The 15937-nt window shown below is 43.8% G+C and carries 19 protein-coding genes; 16 read left to right on the forward strand and 3 right to left on the reverse strand.

What is annotated here, in order from left to right; genetic code table 11:
- Positions 1 to 169 precede the first annotated feature (169 nt).
- Positions 170 to 1090, reverse strand: coding sequence for a heme A synthase CtaA (gene ctaA, locus QF06_RS06460; protein WP_021479351.1), 921 nt, complete (start codon positions 1088 to 1090; stop codon positions 170 to 172).
- 354 nt (positions 1091 to 1444) lie between these two features.
- On the opposite strand from ctaA, the gene cyoE reads away from it, so the two are divergent.
- The 6 genes from cyoE (at position 1445) to ctaG (ending at position 7451) form a co-directional block, all read left to right on the forward strand.
- Positions 1445 to 2362, forward strand: coding sequence for a heme o synthase (cyoE, locus tag QF06_RS06465; protein ID WP_003232250.1), 918 nt, complete (start codon positions 1445 to 1447; stop codon positions 2360 to 2362).
- Between the two features lie 239 nt (positions 2363 to 2601).
- Positions 2602 to 3672, forward strand: a complete 1071-nt coding sequence (gene coxB, locus QF06_RS06470) for a cytochrome c oxidase subunit II (RefSeq protein WP_014663859.1) — start codon at positions 2602 to 2604, stop codon at positions 3670 to 3672.
- 32 nt (positions 3673 to 3704) lie between these two features.
- Positions 3705 to 5573, forward strand: a complete 1869-nt coding sequence (ctaD, locus tag QF06_RS06475; protein ID WP_032725638.1) for a cytochrome c oxidase subunit I — start codon at positions 3705 to 3707, stop codon at positions 5571 to 5573.
- Positions 5573 to 6196: a cytochrome c oxidase subunit III gene (gene ctaE, locus QF06_RS06480; RefSeq protein WP_003232244.1), complete on the forward strand. Its 624-nt coding sequence runs from the start codon at positions 5573 to 5575 to the stop codon at positions 6194 to 6196. The genes ctaD and ctaE overlap by 1 nt, the downstream gene beginning before the upstream one ends.
- 2 nt (positions 6197 to 6198) lie before the next feature.
- Positions 6199 to 6531, forward strand: a complete 333-nt coding sequence (gene ctaF, locus QF06_RS06485; protein ID WP_003232242.1) for a cytochrome c oxidase subunit IVB — start codon at positions 6199 to 6201, stop codon at positions 6529 to 6531.
- 26 nt (positions 6532 to 6557) lie between these two features.
- A complete protein-coding gene (gene ctaG, locus QF06_RS06490; protein WP_015715837.1) occupies positions 6558 to 7451 on the forward strand; it encodes a cytochrome c oxidase assembly factor CtaG in 894 nt (297 codons plus the stop codon).
- Positions 7452 to 7482: 31 nt separating this feature from the next.
- On the opposite strand, the gene QF06_RS06495 is transcribed toward ctaG, so the two are convergent.
- Positions 7483 to 7845, reverse strand: a complete 363-nt coding sequence (locus tag QF06_RS06495; RefSeq protein WP_003232238.1) for a YugN family protein — start codon at positions 7843 to 7845, stop codon at positions 7483 to 7485.
- 139 nt (positions 7846 to 7984) lie between these two features.
- Between QF06_RS06495 and QF06_RS06500 the strand changes: the two genes are divergently transcribed.
- The 8 genes from QF06_RS06500 (at position 7985) to coaD (ending at position 12699) form a co-directional block, all read left to right on the forward strand.
- A complete protein-coding gene (locus QF06_RS06500; protein WP_003221362.1) occupies positions 7985 to 8431 on the forward strand; it encodes a CBS domain-containing protein in 447 nt (148 codons plus the stop codon).
- A gap of 83 nt (positions 8432 to 8514) precedes the next feature.
- A complete protein-coding gene (locus QF06_RS06505; RefSeq protein ID WP_041850862.1) occupies positions 8515 to 9555 on the forward strand; it encodes a CAP domain-containing protein in 1041 nt (346 codons plus the stop codon).
- Between the two features lie 231 nt (positions 9556 to 9786).
- Positions 9787 to 10185, forward strand: a complete 399-nt coding sequence (locus QF06_RS06510; protein ID WP_003232233.1) for a YlbD family protein — start codon at positions 9787 to 9789, stop codon at positions 10183 to 10185.
- Between the two features lie 15 nt (positions 10186 to 10200).
- Positions 10201 to 10440, forward strand: coding sequence for a YlbE-like family protein (locus tag QF06_RS06515; protein WP_003232231.1), 240 nt, complete (start codon positions 10201 to 10203; stop codon positions 10438 to 10440).
- Between the two features lie 115 nt (positions 10441 to 10555).
- The gene (ricF, locus tag QF06_RS06520) at positions 10556 to 11005 is read left to right on the forward strand and encodes a regulatory iron-sulfur-containing complex subunit RicF (protein ID WP_003221370.1); all 450 of its coding nucleotides are present in this window, start codon (positions 10556 to 10558) and stop codon (positions 11003 to 11005) included.
- Positions 11006 to 11059: 54 nt separating this feature from the next.
- Complete coding sequence (locus QF06_RS06525) at positions 11060 to 11332, forward strand: YlbG family protein (RefSeq protein ID WP_009967171.1); 273 nt, start codon at positions 11060 to 11062, stop codon at positions 11330 to 11332.
- A gap of 322 nt (positions 11333 to 11654) precedes the next feature.
- A complete protein-coding gene (gene rsmD, locus QF06_RS06530) occupies positions 11655 to 12209 on the forward strand; it encodes a 16S rRNA (guanine(966)-N(2))-methyltransferase RsmD (protein ID WP_015483196.1) in 555 nt (184 codons plus the stop codon).
- A gap of 4 nt (positions 12210 to 12213) precedes the next feature.
- Positions 12214 to 12699 (forward strand): pantetheine-phosphate adenylyltransferase, encoded by a 486-nt coding sequence (coaD, locus tag QF06_RS06535; RefSeq protein ID WP_003245283.1) that lies wholly within the window; start codon positions 12214 to 12216, stop codon positions 12697 to 12699.
- A gap of 10 nt (positions 12700 to 12709) precedes the next feature.
- On the opposite strand, the gene spoVV is transcribed toward coaD, so the two are convergent.
- Positions 12710 to 13936: a dipicolinic acid transporter SpoVV gene (spoVV, locus tag QF06_RS06540; protein ID WP_014479716.1), complete on the reverse strand. Its 1227-nt coding sequence runs from the start codon at positions 13934 to 13936 to the stop codon at positions 12710 to 12712.
- 180 nt (positions 13937 to 14116) lie between these two features.
- Between spoVV and QF06_RS06545 the strand changes: the two genes are divergently transcribed.
- Positions 14117 to 14899 (forward strand): patatin family protein, encoded by a 783-nt coding sequence (locus tag QF06_RS06545; protein ID WP_021479345.1) that lies wholly within the window; start codon positions 14117 to 14119, stop codon positions 14897 to 14899.
- A gap of 1 nt (position 14900) precedes the next feature.
- Positions 14901 to 15926, forward strand: coding sequence for a protease DdcP (gene ddcP, locus QF06_RS06550; protein WP_003245451.1), 1026 nt, complete (start codon positions 14901 to 14903; stop codon positions 15924 to 15926).
- The last annotated feature ends 11 nt before the right edge of the window (positions 15927 to 15937 follow it).

Here is a 15937-nt window from a genome sequence, read left to right on the forward strand (position 1 = left end):
GGCTATAGATGCATATGAAATTTCTATAATCACGATGAGAAAGGAGACAGCCTTAAGTGAGCCGCTCACTGATCATCAAGTTCAGCGAAGGCTGGCCATTGAAACAATAAAGCGCCAAAACAAGACATGAAAAAAGACCAAAGCCGCCTAAGGCTTTGGTCTTGAGTCCTTATGATTGCCTGGATTCGTAACGGAAACGAGCAATCAATAATAAGAAGTAGCATAGAACGCCAAACAGACAGGCAATAAAGAACGAGTGGGCAAGTGCAAAGCCCAGAGCCAGTTCAGAGTATACGATCATAATCCCGGACAGTGCCTGTAATGTAATGAAAATAAGACATGAGATCCATCCCCAAAAGATCTGTTTTTGATCTTTATAGGAGATAATAGCATGAACAGCGGCAACAATAATCCATACAAATAACAGTAAGGCTGCTGCTCTGTGGCCCATTTGCACCCATTCATGGAATTGGGTCGGAAGTCCATTGTTCAGCGGGCTGCACAGCGGCACATCAGGACATGCCAGACTTGATTCAGTGTGTCTTACATATGCGCCTGTATACACAACGATATAGGAATATATTAAAATTCCTATCATGTGAAATTGCATCTTTTTGCCGATTTGAAGCGGCTTAACCAGTGTTCTGACTGATTTATCAGCTTCAAATATGAGCAATGTCAAAATAAGCACTGAAGCAAAAGAAATTAATGAGATGCCGAAGTGAAGCGCCATAATCAGCGCGTTCGAACCGAATACGACAGCCAATGCGCCAAGCAATGCCTGAAGAAATAAAAAGATAATTGACATGATCGCGAGAAACGTTGTTTCACGGAAAATCGGCGTGATTTTTCTCCATGACCAAAACGCAAGGCTTAGCACAAGGACAATAGAGATTCCGCTTGCGAATCGGTGGCTCCATTCAATAATTGAAGCCGGATTCAGTTCAGGGAAAAAACGGCCGTGACACAGCGGCCACTGTCTGCCGCATCCTTGGCCGGAACCTGTTTTTGTAACGAGGGCACCCCCGATTAAAACAATTAGCATGACAAATGTCGTCAGAACACCGAGAGCTTTTAATGCTTTATTCATACAATATTCACCTTCTCAACATACTGCTGCAATTTTATATACGTTCCAAGTGTAAGCGAATATGTGTTTTGTGGCAATTCCCAGAGCCTTTTGTTCACAAAAATATAATAGAATGACGGCTTCTGGAAAATGTACACTTGATTATTCATGCCGGGTCTGATAGAAATAAGGTAAACGTAATGCCGATTTGGAGATTGCCTTCATCTTTGGTAAAATTCATAAAAAGTTCACAAATAAATTCCTGTTTGTCGTTTAATATTTAATAGGATGTTTTTTTACAAGATGTTATCTTGTATGATAGAGTTGCAGGTTATTTTATTCTCCTGCGTTAGGTTTGTAAGGGAGGTTTACGTTATGGCTAACTCCAGAATCTTAAATGATACAGCTATAGACGGACAAATTGAAGAAACAACGGCATGGAAAGATTTTCTGTCCCTTATTAAAATAGGGATCGTCAATTCTAACCTCATCACGACTTTCACTGGAATGTGGCTTGCACTGCATATTTCCGGTTTAAGTTTTTTAGGCAATATAAACACCGTTCTTCTTACGTTAATCGGGTCTTCACTGATTATTGCGGGCTCCTGTGCGATCAATAACTGGTATGACCGGGACATTGACCATCTTATGGAGCGTACGAAAGTAAGACCGACGGTTACGGGTAAAATTCAGCCGAGTCAGGCGTTATGGTCTGGAATTTTGCTGGTTGCTTTAGGATTGATCATGCTGCTGATGACAACTGTCATGGCTGCTGTTATCGGTTTTATCGGAGTCTTTACGTATGTTGTATTGTACACAATGTGGACGAAACGCCGCTATACGATTAACACAGTAGTAGGAAGCGTTTCCGGTGCAGTGCCGCCGCTTATTGGATGGACGGCAGTGGAAGGGAATATCGGTGTCGTAGCATGGGTGTTATTCATGATTTTATTTATTTGGCAGATTCCTCACTTCTTAGCATTGGCTATCAAGAAAACTGAGGATTACAGAGCTGCAAATATTCCGATGCTTCCTGTCGTATATGGTTTTGAAGTGACAAAAAGACAAATTATTGTGTGGGTTGCGTGCCTGATGCCGCTTCCGTTTTTCCTTGGTAGCCTGGGTCTTCCGATTGTCATTCTCGGCTTGCTGTTAAATATCGGCTGGCTGATTCTTGGCTTAATGGGATTCCGCTCCAAGAATATCATGAAGTGGGCAACGCAGATGTTCGTTTACTCGCTTAACTACATGACAATCTATTTCGTTGCCATGGTTGTCTTGACGCTTTTCTAAAAAATAGATATGATGCTTGTTTTATCGCTTCAAAATAAACGATGACAACTAGTAAATGCCGCCTTGACCTCTTGTTTAATCAGGCGGCTTTACTTTTATACATAGATGGCATTTTGAGTAAAAAAACTCATAATTTAAGAGAAGAGGAAATGTAAGTGCTTTATTGGTGATAGGTTGGATGGCGATAGATTTCGATCCGCTTTCCGCCTTTGTATTGACCAGAAAAGGGGTTGGGTGAAATGGTAAAGCATTGGCGTCTTATTTTATTATTAGCCTTAGTGCCGCTTCTATTAAGCGGATGTGGAAAACCTTTTTTATCCACGCTCAAGCCTGCTGGCGAGGTGGCTGATAAACAGTATGACCTGACAGTGCTCAGCACATTGATTATGGTGGTTGTTGTTGCAGTAGTATCTGTTATCTTCTTTTATGTGATTGTGAGATTCAGAAGATCACGGGTCGGTGAGAACACGATACCGAAACAGGTAGAGGGGAATAAATTTTTAGAAATCACATGGACCGTGATCCCGATTTTGCTGCTCATTATTCTTGTGATTCCTGTTGTATTATATACGCTGGAGCTAGCGGACACATCACCAATGGATAAAAAAGGCCGCAAAGCTGAGGATGCTCTTGTAGTCAATGTTAGGGCAAATTTATACTGGTGGGAGTTTGAGTACCCTGATTACGGCATTATCACAAGCCAGGAGCTGATTGTACCGACAGATCAGCGTGTATATTTTAATTTAAAAGCCTCTGATGTAAAACATTCCTTCTGGATTCCTTCAGTTGGAGGAAAACTTGATACGAATACGGATAATGAAAATAAGTTCTTCCTGACATTTGATTCAAAACGAAGCAAAGAGGCAGGAGATATGTTTTTTGGGAAGTGTGCAGAGCTTTGCGGCCCTTCACATGCGCTGATGGATTTTAAGGTGAAGACGATGTCTGCAAAAGAATTTCAGGGCTGGACAAAAGAAATGAAGAACTATAAGTCTACAGCAGAGAGCGATTTGGCTAAGCAGGGTGAAGAACTGTTTAAAGAGAAAAACTGCCTGAGCTGCCATGCGGTAGAGCCGAATGATAAGCGTGCAGAAGCCGCTAGAACGGCACCTAACTTGGCGACCTTCGGTGAAAGGACAAAAGTGGCAGGGGTGAAAGAGGCCAACAAAGAAAATGTGAAGGCTTGGCTGAAGGACCCTGACAGTATAAAGCCGGGGAACAAAATGACAGGCACATATCCAAAGCTCTCAGACAGCGAAACAGATGCGCTTTATGAATACTTAAAAGGCTTAAAAGCGGAAAGCAAGTAGGGAAGAAAGGGAGATATTGGGGGAGGTCACATATGTTGAATGCGCTTACAGAAAAGCGGACGCGCGGATCTATGCTTTGGGATTATTTGACGACGGTGGACCATAAAAAAATCGCGATTCTTTATTTAGTGGCAGGGGGATTCTTCTTTCTTGTCGGGGGAATTGAAGCGATGTTTATCAGAATTCAGCTTGCAAAGCCGGAAAATGCGTTTCTCAGTGCTCAAGCGTACAATGAAGTAATGACTATGCACGGAACGACGATGATCTTTCTGGCTGCGATGCCGCTCTTATTTGCCTTGATGAATGCGGTTGTGCCTTTGCAGATCGGGGCTCGGGACGTTTCGTTTCCATTTTTAAACGCGCTTGGTTTTTGGCTCTTCTTTTTCGGGGGCATTTTCTTAAATCTAAGCTGGTTTTTGGGCGGAGCGCCAGATGCGGGCTGGACATCATATGCCTCACTTTCGCTTCATTCTAAAGGGCACGGCATAGACTTTTTCGTCCTCGGACTCCAAATATCGGGGCTCGGGACGCTGATAGCCGGGATTAACTTTTTGGCCACGATTATCAACATGAGGGCTCCGGGCATGACGTATATGAGGCTGCCTTTGTTTACATGGACGACATTTGTGGCCTCGGCATTGATTTTGTTCGCGTTTCCGCCGCTTACGGTTGGATTGGCTCTCATGATGCTGGATCGGCTGTTCGGAACCAATTTCTTTAATCCGGAGCTTGGCGGAAATACGGTCATTTGGGAACATTTATTTTGGATTTTTGGCCACCCGGAGGTTTATATCCTAATTTTGCCTGCATTCGGTATTTTTTCTGAGGTCATCCCTGTGTTCGCCAGAAAGCGTTTGTTTGGCTATTCTTCAATGGTTTTTGCAATCGTGCTCATCGGCTTTCTGGGCTTTATGGTTTGGGTGCACCACATGTTCACGACTGGTCTCGGCCCAATTGCAAATGCGATTTTTGCGGTTGCAACAATGGCTATCGCGATTCCGACCGGGATTAAGATTTTTAACTGGCTGTTGACGATTTGGGGAGGAAATGTGAAGTATACAACCGCTATGCTGTATGCTGTCTCATTTATTCCATCCTTTGTGCTCGGCGGTGTGACGGGAGTCATGCTGGCAGCTGCTGCGGCTGATTATCAGTTCCATGATACGTATTTTGTGGTTGCGCACTTCCACTACGTCATTATTGGCGGCGTTGTATTCGGCCTTTTAGCCGGTGTTCATTTCTGGTGGCCGAAAATGTTCGGTAAAATTCTGCATGAAACGATGGGGAAAATTTCATTTGTATTGTTTTTTATCGGCTTTCACCTCACGTTTTTCATTCAGCATTTTGTCGGCTTAATGGGGATGCCGCGCCGGGTTTATACGTTTTTGCCAGGACAGGGTCTGGAAACCGGCAACTTGATCAGTACAATCGGGGCGTTTTTTATGGCGGCAGCTGTTATTCTTCTGCTGGTCAATGTCATATGGACATCGGTAAAAGGTGAATATGTAGGTGCTGATCCATGGCATGACGGACGTACGCTGGAATGGACCGTTTCTTCACCGCCGCCGGAGTATAACTTTAAACAGCTTCCTTTTGTCAGAGGACTTGATCCGTTTTGGATTGAGAAGCAGGCAGGGCACAAATCAATGACGCCGGCGGAACCGGTTGATGATATTCATATGCCAAACGGCTCAATCCTGCCGCTCGTCATTTCCTTCGGCCTTTTTGTCGCAGCGTTCGGGCTGCTGTACAGAAGTGATTACGCTTGGGGCCTGCCGGTGATCTTTATCGGGCTCGGCATCACATTTATTACGATGCTGCTTCGGTCAGTAATTGATGATCACGGCTATCATATTCATAAAGAGGAACTGCCGAACGATGATAAAGGGGTGAAGGCATAATGCAAGTTCAAGAAAAATTCACCGCAGAAACCTTTCCAGCTTCTCCTGAAAAAGTAACCCTGGAAGGGAAAAATAAATTTTTAGGCTTTTGGCTTTTTCTTGGCGGAGAGACTGTTCTGTTTGCGTCTCTCTTCGCCACGTTTCTTGCGCTTCGGAATTCAAATGCCGGTGATCCGCCTACGACGGAAATGTTCGATGTGACACTTGTATTCATTGCCACAATGCTTCTATTAACGAGCAGTTTAACGAGTGTGTACGCGATGTACCACATGAAGAACTTTTCCTTCGGCAAGATGCAGCTTTGGCTGGGAATTACGATTTTATTGGGGGCGGGCTTTTTAGGACTGGAAATCTATGAGTTCAAGCATTACACCCATGAATTTGGCTTTACCATCACAAGCTCTGCCCTTGGTTCTGCGTTTTACACGCTTGTCGGTACACACGGCGCCCACGTGGCATTTGGGCTTATGTGGATCAGCACGCTTATGATCCGCAATGCCAAGAGAGGGCTGAATCTGTATACGGCGCCTAAGTTTTACGTTGCCAGCCTTTATTGGCACTTTATTGATGTCGTGTGGGTCTTCATCTTTACCGTTGTATATTTAATGGGGATGGTGGGATAAACATGGTCGATAAAAAAAGCAGAGGGCATATCAATAGCGACCTTGAATTTAAGAAAAAAAAGCATGCCCGAGAGATGAAATATCAAGTCCTGTCTTTTGGTTTAATGATCGGTCTTACGATTGTTGCATTTCTGACTGTGGCCACGGACGGTGTCGGCAGCTGGTTTACGATTCCTTTCATTATTTTGCTAGCTGCAATTCAAGTCATCTTTCAGCTGTATTATTTCATGCATATGAATCAGAAAGGGCATGAGGCGCCGGCACTGTTTTTGTATTCAGGGGTGTTTGTCGCGTTTATCACTGTGCTTGCGTTTGTGACAATTATATGGTGGTAATTTGAACAGCCACCGGAGGTGAAGAAATGAATCAGTTGGAGATATTTGGGTTTCGCGCGATGTGGAGCCCTTATCTTTTTTGTATCCTGTTAGGCATTACGGCGCTTTATCTCTATTTTTACAGGCGAATGTCTTCAAAGCCAAATCGAATAACTGGTAAAGAGATGGTATGCTTTCTGTCGGCGATGCTGTTTTTATATGCAGCCGAGGGAAGCCCGGTTGATCTGCTCGGACATATTATGTTCAGCGCACATATGGTGCAGATGGCCGTCCTGTATTTGGTTGTCCCGCCGCTGTTAATCGCGGGAATTCCTGCATGGCTCTGGGAAAAAATCATTTTCAGGCCTTCAATCAAACCGTTTTTTTCCTTTTTTACGACGCCTTTAATTGCTTTGCTTTTGTTTAACGGCATTTTTTCTTTATATCATGTACCGCTTATATTTGATACTGTCAAAACGGATCCGTTTTACCATACATTAATCACTTGGCTTATCTTTGTGCTTGCGTTCTTCATGTGGTGGCCGCTTGTTCATAAGGTTGAGCGTCTACGGCAGCTCAGCGGCTTGATGAAGCTGGGTTATATTATGGCGGACGGTATGCTGCTCACACCTGCTTGCGCCTTGATCATGTTCAGCGGTGCACCGTTATACGCCACCTATACAGATCCGGCTTTATGGGCTGAGGCAATGAGGCTTTGTGTGCCAGCGGATATGATGGGGCAGGTCCCATTAACAGGGCCAGAGATGTTGAATACACTGCCTTTGTTAGAGGATCAGCAGCTCGGAGCAGTCATGATGAAAATCATTCAGGAAATTGTGTACGGTACTTTTTTGGCCATTATTTTTTTCCAATGGGTGAAGAAAGAAAGGGAAAAGGACGGGCAGGAGGAGCCGCCGTATATTCAGCAGACGATATCATAAAAGGTACAGCGAGATATGCTGTACCTTTTCGTTACATTTGAACTGTTTTTAACATGTTGGCTATGTCCTGAATCAGTGCCTTGCTTTTTGTCACAACCTGTACGGGAAACTCTTCCGTTTCTCCATATTCTACTCCATGAGGGTAGTAATGCTTTCCTAGGAGAGGGGACATTAATTGAATCACGGCGCGCCCGCTTCCGACATCGCCTTCTGCCGCAATACCTTGTATCCGCAGGTAAAACGTACCCTCAATCGTCGAAAACTTCTTGTCATAGGTGACTCTCTCGTAATCCCATTGACCCGCTCTGATAAGACCTTTGCTTTCCATTAAGTCGTCTAGCCAGCTGAGCTCAGCCTTAACCCCTTCAAGTCCGCTTTCAGTAAACTTCAACACTGACCCCTCCTTATAAAAATTACCTTTCCTGACAATCATAGTATGAAAGCGTTAAACTTTCAATGAATCTTCTTCTTTTGAAAGTATGCAAAAATTAAATTTTGACGACAATAGCACTAGACTAAAGGAGGTTAAACGGATGACAAAAATAAAAGATCTGATGACAGCCGACTTGCAATATTGCACGGTATTAGATAATGTATATGAAGCTGCAGTAAAGATGAAGGACGCAAATGTAGGAGCGATTCCGGTAGTTGATGAGGACGGGGAAACATTGGTCGGCATCGTAACCGACCGCGATCTCGTATTAAGAGGAATCGCCATCAAAAAACCGAACTCGCAAAAAATCACTGACGCGATGACTGAAAAACCTGTCAGTGTGGAGGAAGATGCTTCAGTCGATGAGGTTCTTCATTTGATGGCATCGCATCAGCTCAGAAGGATACCAGTTACAAAAAATAAAAAACTGACTGGAATTGTCACGCTTGGTGATCTTTCTTTATCTGAGCAAACGAATGAACGTGCTGGCAGCGCCTTATCGGATATTTCCGAAGGTGATAATAGAGAAGAAGGCTTTTTCCATTAACACATAAATCTTTGACATGTTAAATAGGCTGTATTGTAATGGGATGTAAACAAGAGATTGTGAATCGCCACGGGGGTGATAGATTGAAAAATATATTGAGAGCAATGGTTATCCTTTTGATTATCTGCGGAACTTATGTTCTGTTTATTCAATATGGATCTGTTCCTGAAAAGAAATCAAATGACAGCGAGCCTCAGGTGTCGAATGAGGAAGCGCAAAGCGGCAAACGAATACATATGCCGACTTCAGGGTTATTGTCCTTCATGGGCAAGCCCGCCGATGAAGTAACGAAAAAGCTTGGGGAACCTGAACGTATTGACCCTTCGGCTTATGATTACGATTGGTGGGTATACAATCAAGGTAAGGATCAATATATCCAAATCGGGGTATTAAACAATAAAGTGGTCACATTATTCGCGTCGGGTAATGATATTAACGCCAAGCCTTTCAAAATTGGAGAATCAACTGGCGATGTATTCAAGACCACCCAGGTGGCACCATTTGTGAATGTAGAGTATAAAGGAAATTCCTATCGGTTTGAATTTTCTGAAGAGGATATCAATACAAGACCGACTGTAAAGGTAGGAAAGATGTATGTCCAGCTGTATATGGACAAATTTGAGGGGAAGCTATCCAGCATCAGGGCGTTTGATGCGCAGACCTTTGTAAAACAAAGACCTTATGAGGTAGTGTACCGCGGGGAATTAATTAAACCGAAAGCCGTTTCAGATGAGAAATGGAAAAAGATCCAAACAACGAGCGAAAAGCAAATCCTTGATTTGACGAATGTCATACGCGTTAAACACGGACTTGCGAAGCTTGAGTGGGATCAGCCAACGGCGGAAGTGGCATTTGGACATAGTGAGGATATGAAGGAAAATAATTATTTCTCCCATGTCTCTAAAAAATACGGCTCGCTGAAAGACCGCCTAGAAGAAGGGCATGTTGACTTTCAGCAAGCGGGAGAAAATATCGCATACAATTATGTGGACGGTCCGGCCGCTGTAGAAGGCTGGCTGAATAGCGAAGGCCATCGAAAAGCGCTTCTGAATTCAGATTATACGCATCTTGGTGTCGGAGTAGACCGGAAATATTACACCCAAAATTTTATTAAGCGATGGTAATGAAAGCCGCGGAAGAATGGTTCCCGGCTTTTTCTATTTCCATACAAGCTGGTCTGAATGAATGTGCTGATAGCTTACAGATAAGGCCGTTTCCAATTCCTTCAGTCAGGCTTTTTCACCAGTGTATAGGGATATCGGTAAAAATTCATTTGGGAATGAATATAGGCGAACACAATGCCCGACAAAACGATACATTGTAGTAGGTAACGATTTTCGGAGGGGGTGAGGATTGTGGCGAATCAACATGCCAATCATTCAATCAATGACTTTAAACAATTCGTCAAAAAGCATCCCAAGCTGATAAAAGAAGTGCGCAAAGAACAAAGAAGCTGGCAGGACGTATATGAAAATTGGGTCCTCTTCGGGGAGAGCGACCCGATTTGGGATCCGTATCGGGAACCGGAAGAAGCTTCTGAAGCTGTGCCTGAAACACCGCAAAAAAATGATTTTGTCTCGAAAATGGTGACAGCGGTGAAAAAGATGGATGTCAATCAAATGAACGAACAAATCAATAAAATGAGCCAGTCGATCTCATCGTTGCAAAGCCTTCTTAATACATTTTCCGGAAGCGGACAGAAGCATTCTCAGCCAGGTTCTGGACAGCATCCTTTTTCTTTTCGAAAGGATTAAAAAAGGGGAGCTCATATGCGCAAAGAGGTTCAGGAATATATTTTAGCAAACGAAGAACGGAAACGATTCATCAGAGAACAGCCGATATGGTACCGCAGGCTTTCAAGAAAACCGGATGATCTGTCCTCCTTTCAGCTTGAAATGATGAATTTTTATGAAAAAACCATTCCGCATCGGGTGAATCAGTTTACGAACGGGATTCAAATGGCGCAAATGATGATGCAAATGTTTCAAGCGATGCGGACAAAAGATTAAAAGGCCCTGAAAAAGGGTCTTTTTTCATGCGGTCATAAGGTTTTGTTGGCGGCTGCGGTTAAGCATTTTCCAATTGGCTGGTTTCATGGTAAACTAACAACTGGAGGTGCATGTTATGTATGCGACGATGGAATCCGTGCGGCTTCAAAGTGAAGCTCAGCAGCTTGCCGAGATGATTCTGCAGTCGGAGACGGCTGAGAACTACCGCAATTGTTACAAGCGTCTCCAGGAAGATGAAGAGGCAGGTCGGATTATTCGTTCTTTTATCAAAATAAAAGAGCAGTATGAGGATGTACAGCGTTTTGGCAAATATCATCCTGACTATAGAGAAATATCCCGGAAAATGAGGGAGATCAAACGTGAGCTGGACCTGAACGACAAGGTGGCTGACTTCAAGAGAGCTGAAAATGAGCTCCAGTCCATTCTTGATGAGGTCAGCGTTGAGATTGGGACAGCTGTTTCGGAGCATGTGAAAGTTCCGACTGGGAACCCTTATTTTGACGGTTTGTCTTCATGCGGAGGCGGCTGCGGTTCAGGCGGAAGCTGCGGATGTAAAGTGTCCTGACGAGACTGGCCGTCTCGTCTTTTACATATAAGAGAAAACAGGCAGGTGATTGTATTGGAGAATAGGCGCCAGGGCATGGTTGTGTATCTGCACTCCCTAAAGCAGAGCAAAATGCTGAGGAAGTTCGGGAATGTGCACTATGTATCAAAACGATTAAAGTATGTCGTACTGTACTGTGATATGGACCAAATTGAAAAAACAATGGACAAGATTGCGTCTTACTCATTTGTGAAAAAAGTGGAGCCTTCTTATAAACCGTTTTTAAAATTGGAATTCGAGTCAAAGCTTGATAAGGCAAAAGAATACGATTATAAAATCGGCATATAGCTATAAAAAAATCCCCGCAGGCATCTGCGGGGTCCTTCTATTCCTTAATATGTTAAGGAGAAGGCAAAGGGAGAGGAGAAACCGGAGGAAGAACTTATGGGGAAACGTAAGTCTTCTCCGCGGTTGGCAACAACATCCTCTAGATGCTGTTGCTTATAGTATGGACAAGGATCATGCTGCCTATACACCTGTTTATCAAGATTAGCGTTCATTGTTTGGAAGAATGCTTTATGTTAAGATAGGATTGATTTTTTTCTATGTACATAGCGGCGTCCGGCCGAATAAAGAAACAAAATAGCTTTTAGAAAAAGTGGTGTGGAACATGAGAGTAATTTCTGGATCAAAAAAAGGCCGTTCACTAAAGGCTGTACCCGGAACATCAACAAGACCGACAACCGATAAAGTGAAGGAATCCATTTTCAATATGATCGGCCCTTATTTTGACGGGGGCAGGGGACTTGACTTATTCGCAGGGAGCGGAGGTCTTGGAATCGAAGCGCTTTCACGCGGGTTTGAGCATTGTATATTCGTTGACCGTGATTTTAAAGCGATTCAAACGGTAAAATCTAATTTGAAAACGCTGGAGCTTACAAAACATGCACAGGTATACCGCAATGATGCGGAACGTGCTTTGCACGCTGCTGCTAAAAGAGAAACCGGCTTTCGAGGAATTTTTCTCGATCCGCCGTATAAGGAACAAAAGCTGAAAGCACTTTTAACGTTGATTGACGAATATCAAATGCTGGAAGAAGACGGCTTTATCGTCGCTGAGCATGACAGAGAGGTCGAGCTTCCCGAAACCGTAGGAGATCTTGTGATGACAAGAAAAGAAACCTATGGGTTAACAGGTGTGGCGATTTATAAAAAGAGGGGGTAGTGAGGTGGCGAGTATAGCTGTCTGCCCCGGCAGTTTTGATCCGGTGACCTACGGGCATCTGGACATCATCAAACGCGGGGCGCATATTTTTGAACAAGTGTATGTATGTGTGCTGAATAATTCTTCAAAAAAGCCTTTGTTCAGTGTGGAAGAACGGTGTGAGCTTCTGAGAGAAGTGACAAAAGACATTCCGAACATAACAGTTGAAACATCGCAAGGCCTGTTAATTGATTATGCAAAAAGAAAAAATGCGAAAGCGATTTTAAGAGGCTTGAGAGCTGTATCTGATTTTGAATACGAGATGCAGGGGACATCAGTAAACCGTGTGCTTGATGAATCTATTGAGACATTTTTTATGATGACAAACAATCAATATTCGTTTCTAAGTTCAAGCATCGTAAAAGAAGTGGCAAGATACAACGGCTCGGTATCAGAGTTTGTACCGCCGGAAGTAGAGTTGGCGCTTCAGCAAAAATTCAGACAAGGATGAGGGTTTTGACTCATCCTTTTTTTGTTCCGTTTGTCAGTCTGTAAGAAAAAATGATAATGTACGTAAACAGCGCGCATAGTGTGACAGCAGGTCCGATCTGCACAAGCAGATTCCAGCCGTTTATAAAGGCAGTTGGCATGTCACTGCTGTTAAGAGATTTAAATACATACTGATACGGATCATGCCATGCCGTGTAAAGAGGTTTCCATAAAAGCATGACGAAGACAGCGGCATAAACGCCCTGCAGCAAACGTGCGATAAAGAATGGTTTAAATCTAATGTCGGTTTCCGATAAAATACCTGCCACCTGAGCTTGTACGGAAAAGCCGCTAAACCCGAGAATAAAGCTGACGATAATGGCTTTTTGCAGAAGAGAAACATCTGTCTCGCTGACAAGCTTGCTGCCTAATGTAATTTCAAACATCCCTGATAAAAGCGGAATGTCCAATTGAGTCGGAAGCTGAAACAAAGTCAGTGCTCCTTTTGTGAAAACAGACAAAACATCAGTCAGCTGGACCACTGACAACAGTCGATTGAAGACAGAAAATAAAATAATAAAGCCGCCTACCATAAGAAGCGTTTGAACAGAAGACGTAACGGCGTCGCCTAAAATTTTACCCAAGGGCCGTTTTTCTGCAAGTCTGGCGGTATGAAGAGCGTGTAAAGCATCTTTGACTGAAGGGAAAGGTATCGTTTTCTTTCTTCTGAGTTGCTGCTCTTCCTTGCGGCCATAGGAACGCATTGTTAAACCGACGGCAAGATTCCCCAAATAGTGTGCAGAAGCTAATAAAATGCCTAGTGACGCGTTTTGAAAGAAACCGACGGCAACAGCGCCGAAAATAAAGAGCGGGTTTGAAGAATTGGTAAACGACGCGAGCCGTTCTGCCTCTACTCTTGAAATCTGATTTTCCTGCCGCAGACGGGCAGTGAGTTTTGCTCCCGCTGGGTTTCCTGATGCCATTCCCATAGCAAGAACGAAGCCGCCGACACCCGGCACGCGAAAGATCGGCCGCATAAAAGGCTCAAGCAAAACACCGACAAACCGCACAATGCCAAAGCCGATTAAGAGTTCGGACAGAATAAAAAATGGCAGCAATGACGGAAACACAACCTCCCACCACATAGACAGCCCGGTTTTAGAGGCTTCGAATGAGGCCTGTGGATGTGAGATGACAGTCGCTGTTAAAAAAAGAAAAAACGAGGCAATCAAAAGTGTATTAATCTTCGACAAGTTCATTCTTACCTCCCCGATGCTAAAAATGCCCAATGACATGTATATCATGATAAAATAATGTATGATGTAAAACGGCCAAGCAGTACCTGTCCTCTTGATTCTTTGTACTAATATACGAGCATAGGGGTTCAGTTTAGACCATAGAATTCGGTATACAGGGAATTCAGGCAGGAGGTTAACGCTTTGGCCAAACCTAAAATCGGGTTAGCGTTAGGATCGGGAGGGGCCAGAGGGCTCGCTCATCTCGGTGTGCTTTCCAGTTTACATAAGCACCAAATTGAAGTGGATATGATTGCAGGAAGCAGCATGGGCGCTTTGGTGGGCAGTTTTTATGCCGCCGGACATGACGTGGCAACGATGAAAAAAGTAGCCAAAGCCTTTAAACGAAGGCTTTATGCTGATTATACGGTGCCGAAGCTCGGTTTTTTAAAAGGTGACCGCGTCAGACAGCTTGTGCATGCTTATACATTCGGAAAACCGATTGAAGAGCTCCAAATCCCGCTGGGCATTGTTGCGTGTGATTTACAGACGGGAGAAAAGGTTGTGTTCCGAAAAGGATCAGTGTCAGATGCAGTGAGGGCCAGCATCAGCATCCCGGGTATCTTTATTCCGCAGCGGCTGGACGGACGCCTTCTTGTAGACGGCGCGGTCGTCGATCGAATTCCGGTTTCTGTTGTGAAAGACATGGGAGCTGATATTATCATCGCTTCGGATGTTTCCAGGGTTCGAAAAACTGAAACAGCAGTGCATATTTTTGATGTGATTATGCAAAGTATGGATATACTGCAAAATGAATTAGTGCGGCATCAAACAATTGCCGCAGATATCATGATTCGCCCTTCCCTTGAAACATACAGCTCAAGCTCGTTTGCCAATATTGAAGAAATGATATCGGCAGGCGAAGAGGCGACAAACCGAATGATCAGCAAGATAAGAAAAGAAATAGAGAATTGGGAGGGCTCATAATTTGCTACGTAAAAAACATTTTAGCTGGATGCTCGTCATCCTCATACTGATCGCCGTTTTATCATTTATAAAACTTCCATACTATATTACAAAACCGGGAGAAGCGACAGAGCTTGCTTCATTGATAAAAGTGGAGGGAGGCTACCCGGAAAAAGGAAGCCTGTCCTTAATGACTGTTAAAGTGGGACCGGCTAATCCGTTTACATATGTGTGGGCAAAGATGCACCCTTATTATGAAATTGTTCCTGATGAGAGCATTAAGGAGGAAGGCGAGTCAGATAAGGAGTATATGAAAAGACAGCTCCAAATGATGAAAAGCTCGCAAGAAAATGCGGTTATAGCCGCCTATCAAAAGGCAGGAAAAAAAGTCAGCTATTCCTTTAACGGCATATACGCAAGCTCTGTTGTAGAAAACATGCCGGCAAAAGGGAAAATAGAAGTCGGTGATAAAATCATCAGCGCAGACGGCAAAAACTATCAGTCTGCTGAAAAGCTAATTGATTATATCAGCAGCAAAAAAGCGGGAGATAAAGTCACGTTAAAGATCGAAAGAGAAGAAAAAGAAAAGCGTGTCACCCTTACGTTAAAACAATTTCCTGATGAGCCGGATCGGGCAGGAATCGGAGTTTCGCTTTATACAGACAGAAACGTGAAGGTAGAGCCTGATATTGATTTTGAAATTGAAAATATTGGCGGCCCGTCAGCAGGGTTAATGATGTCCCTTGAAATCTATAATCAGCTGACAAAACCAGACGAAACAAAAGGCTACGATATTGCGGGAACAGGTACCATTGATGTTGATGGGAAAGTAGGCCCGATCGGCGGCATTGATCAAAAAGTCGTCGCCGCAGACAAAGCCGGAAAAGACATTTTCTTCGCGCCAAATCAAAACGGCGCCAGCAATTCCGATTATAAGAACGCAGTAAAAACAGCAAAAGATATTGATTCAAATATGAAGATTGTGCCTGTTGATACCATGCAGGATGCGATTGATTATTTGAATAAGCTGAAAGCGAAAAGCACCTGATTCTCAGGTGC

It is taken from the genome of Bacillus sp. YP1 (assembly GCF_000877815.1).
GTDB classification, from domain to species: Bacteria; Bacillota; Bacilli; order Bacillales; family Bacillaceae; genus Bacillus; species Bacillus subtilis.

Bases quoted from the DNA above. Each gene is read 5' to 3' on its own strand.
- ctaA (WP_021479351.1), bottom strand. From the start codon at position 1,090: ATGAATAAAGCATTAAAAGCTCTCGGTGTTCTGACGACATTTGTCATG.
- cyoE (WP_003232250.1), top strand. From the start codon at position 1,445: ATGGCTAACTCCAGAATCTTAAATGATACAGCTATAGACGGACAAATT.
- coxB (WP_014663859.1), top strand. From the start codon at position 2,602: ATGGTAAAGCATTGGCGTCTTATTTTATTATTAGCCTTAGTGCCGCTT.
- ctaD (WP_032725638.1), top strand. From the start codon at position 3,705: ATGTTGAATGCGCTTACAGAAAAGCGGACGCGCGGATCTATGCTTTGG.
- ctaE (WP_003232244.1), top strand. From the start codon at position 5,573: ATGCAAGTTCAAGAAAAATTCACCGCAGAAACCTTTCCAGCTTCTCCT.
- ctaF (WP_003232242.1), top strand. From the start codon at position 6,199: ATGGTCGATAAAAAAAGCAGAGGGCATATCAATAGCGACCTTGAATTT.
- ctaG (WP_015715837.1), top strand. From the start codon at position 6,558: ATGAATCAGTTGGAGATATTTGGGTTTCGCGCGATGTGGAGCCCTTAT.
- QF06_RS06500 (WP_003221362.1), top strand. From the start codon at position 7,985: ATGACAAAAATAAAAGATCTGATGACAGCCGACTTGCAATATTGCACG.
- QF06_RS06515 (WP_003232231.1), top strand. From the start codon at position 10,201: ATGCGCAAAGAGGTTCAGGAATATATTTTAGCAAACGAAGAACGGAAA.
- ricF (WP_003221370.1), top strand. From the start codon at position 10,556: ATGTATGCGACGATGGAATCCGTGCGGCTTCAAAGTGAAGCTCAGCAG.
- rsmD (WP_015483196.1), top strand. From the start codon at position 11,655: ATGAGAGTAATTTCTGGATCAAAAAAAGGCCGTTCACTAAAGGCTGTA.
- spoVV (WP_014479716.1), bottom strand. From the start codon at position 13,936: ATGAACTTGTCGAAGATTAATACACTTTTGATTGCCTCGTTTTTTCTT.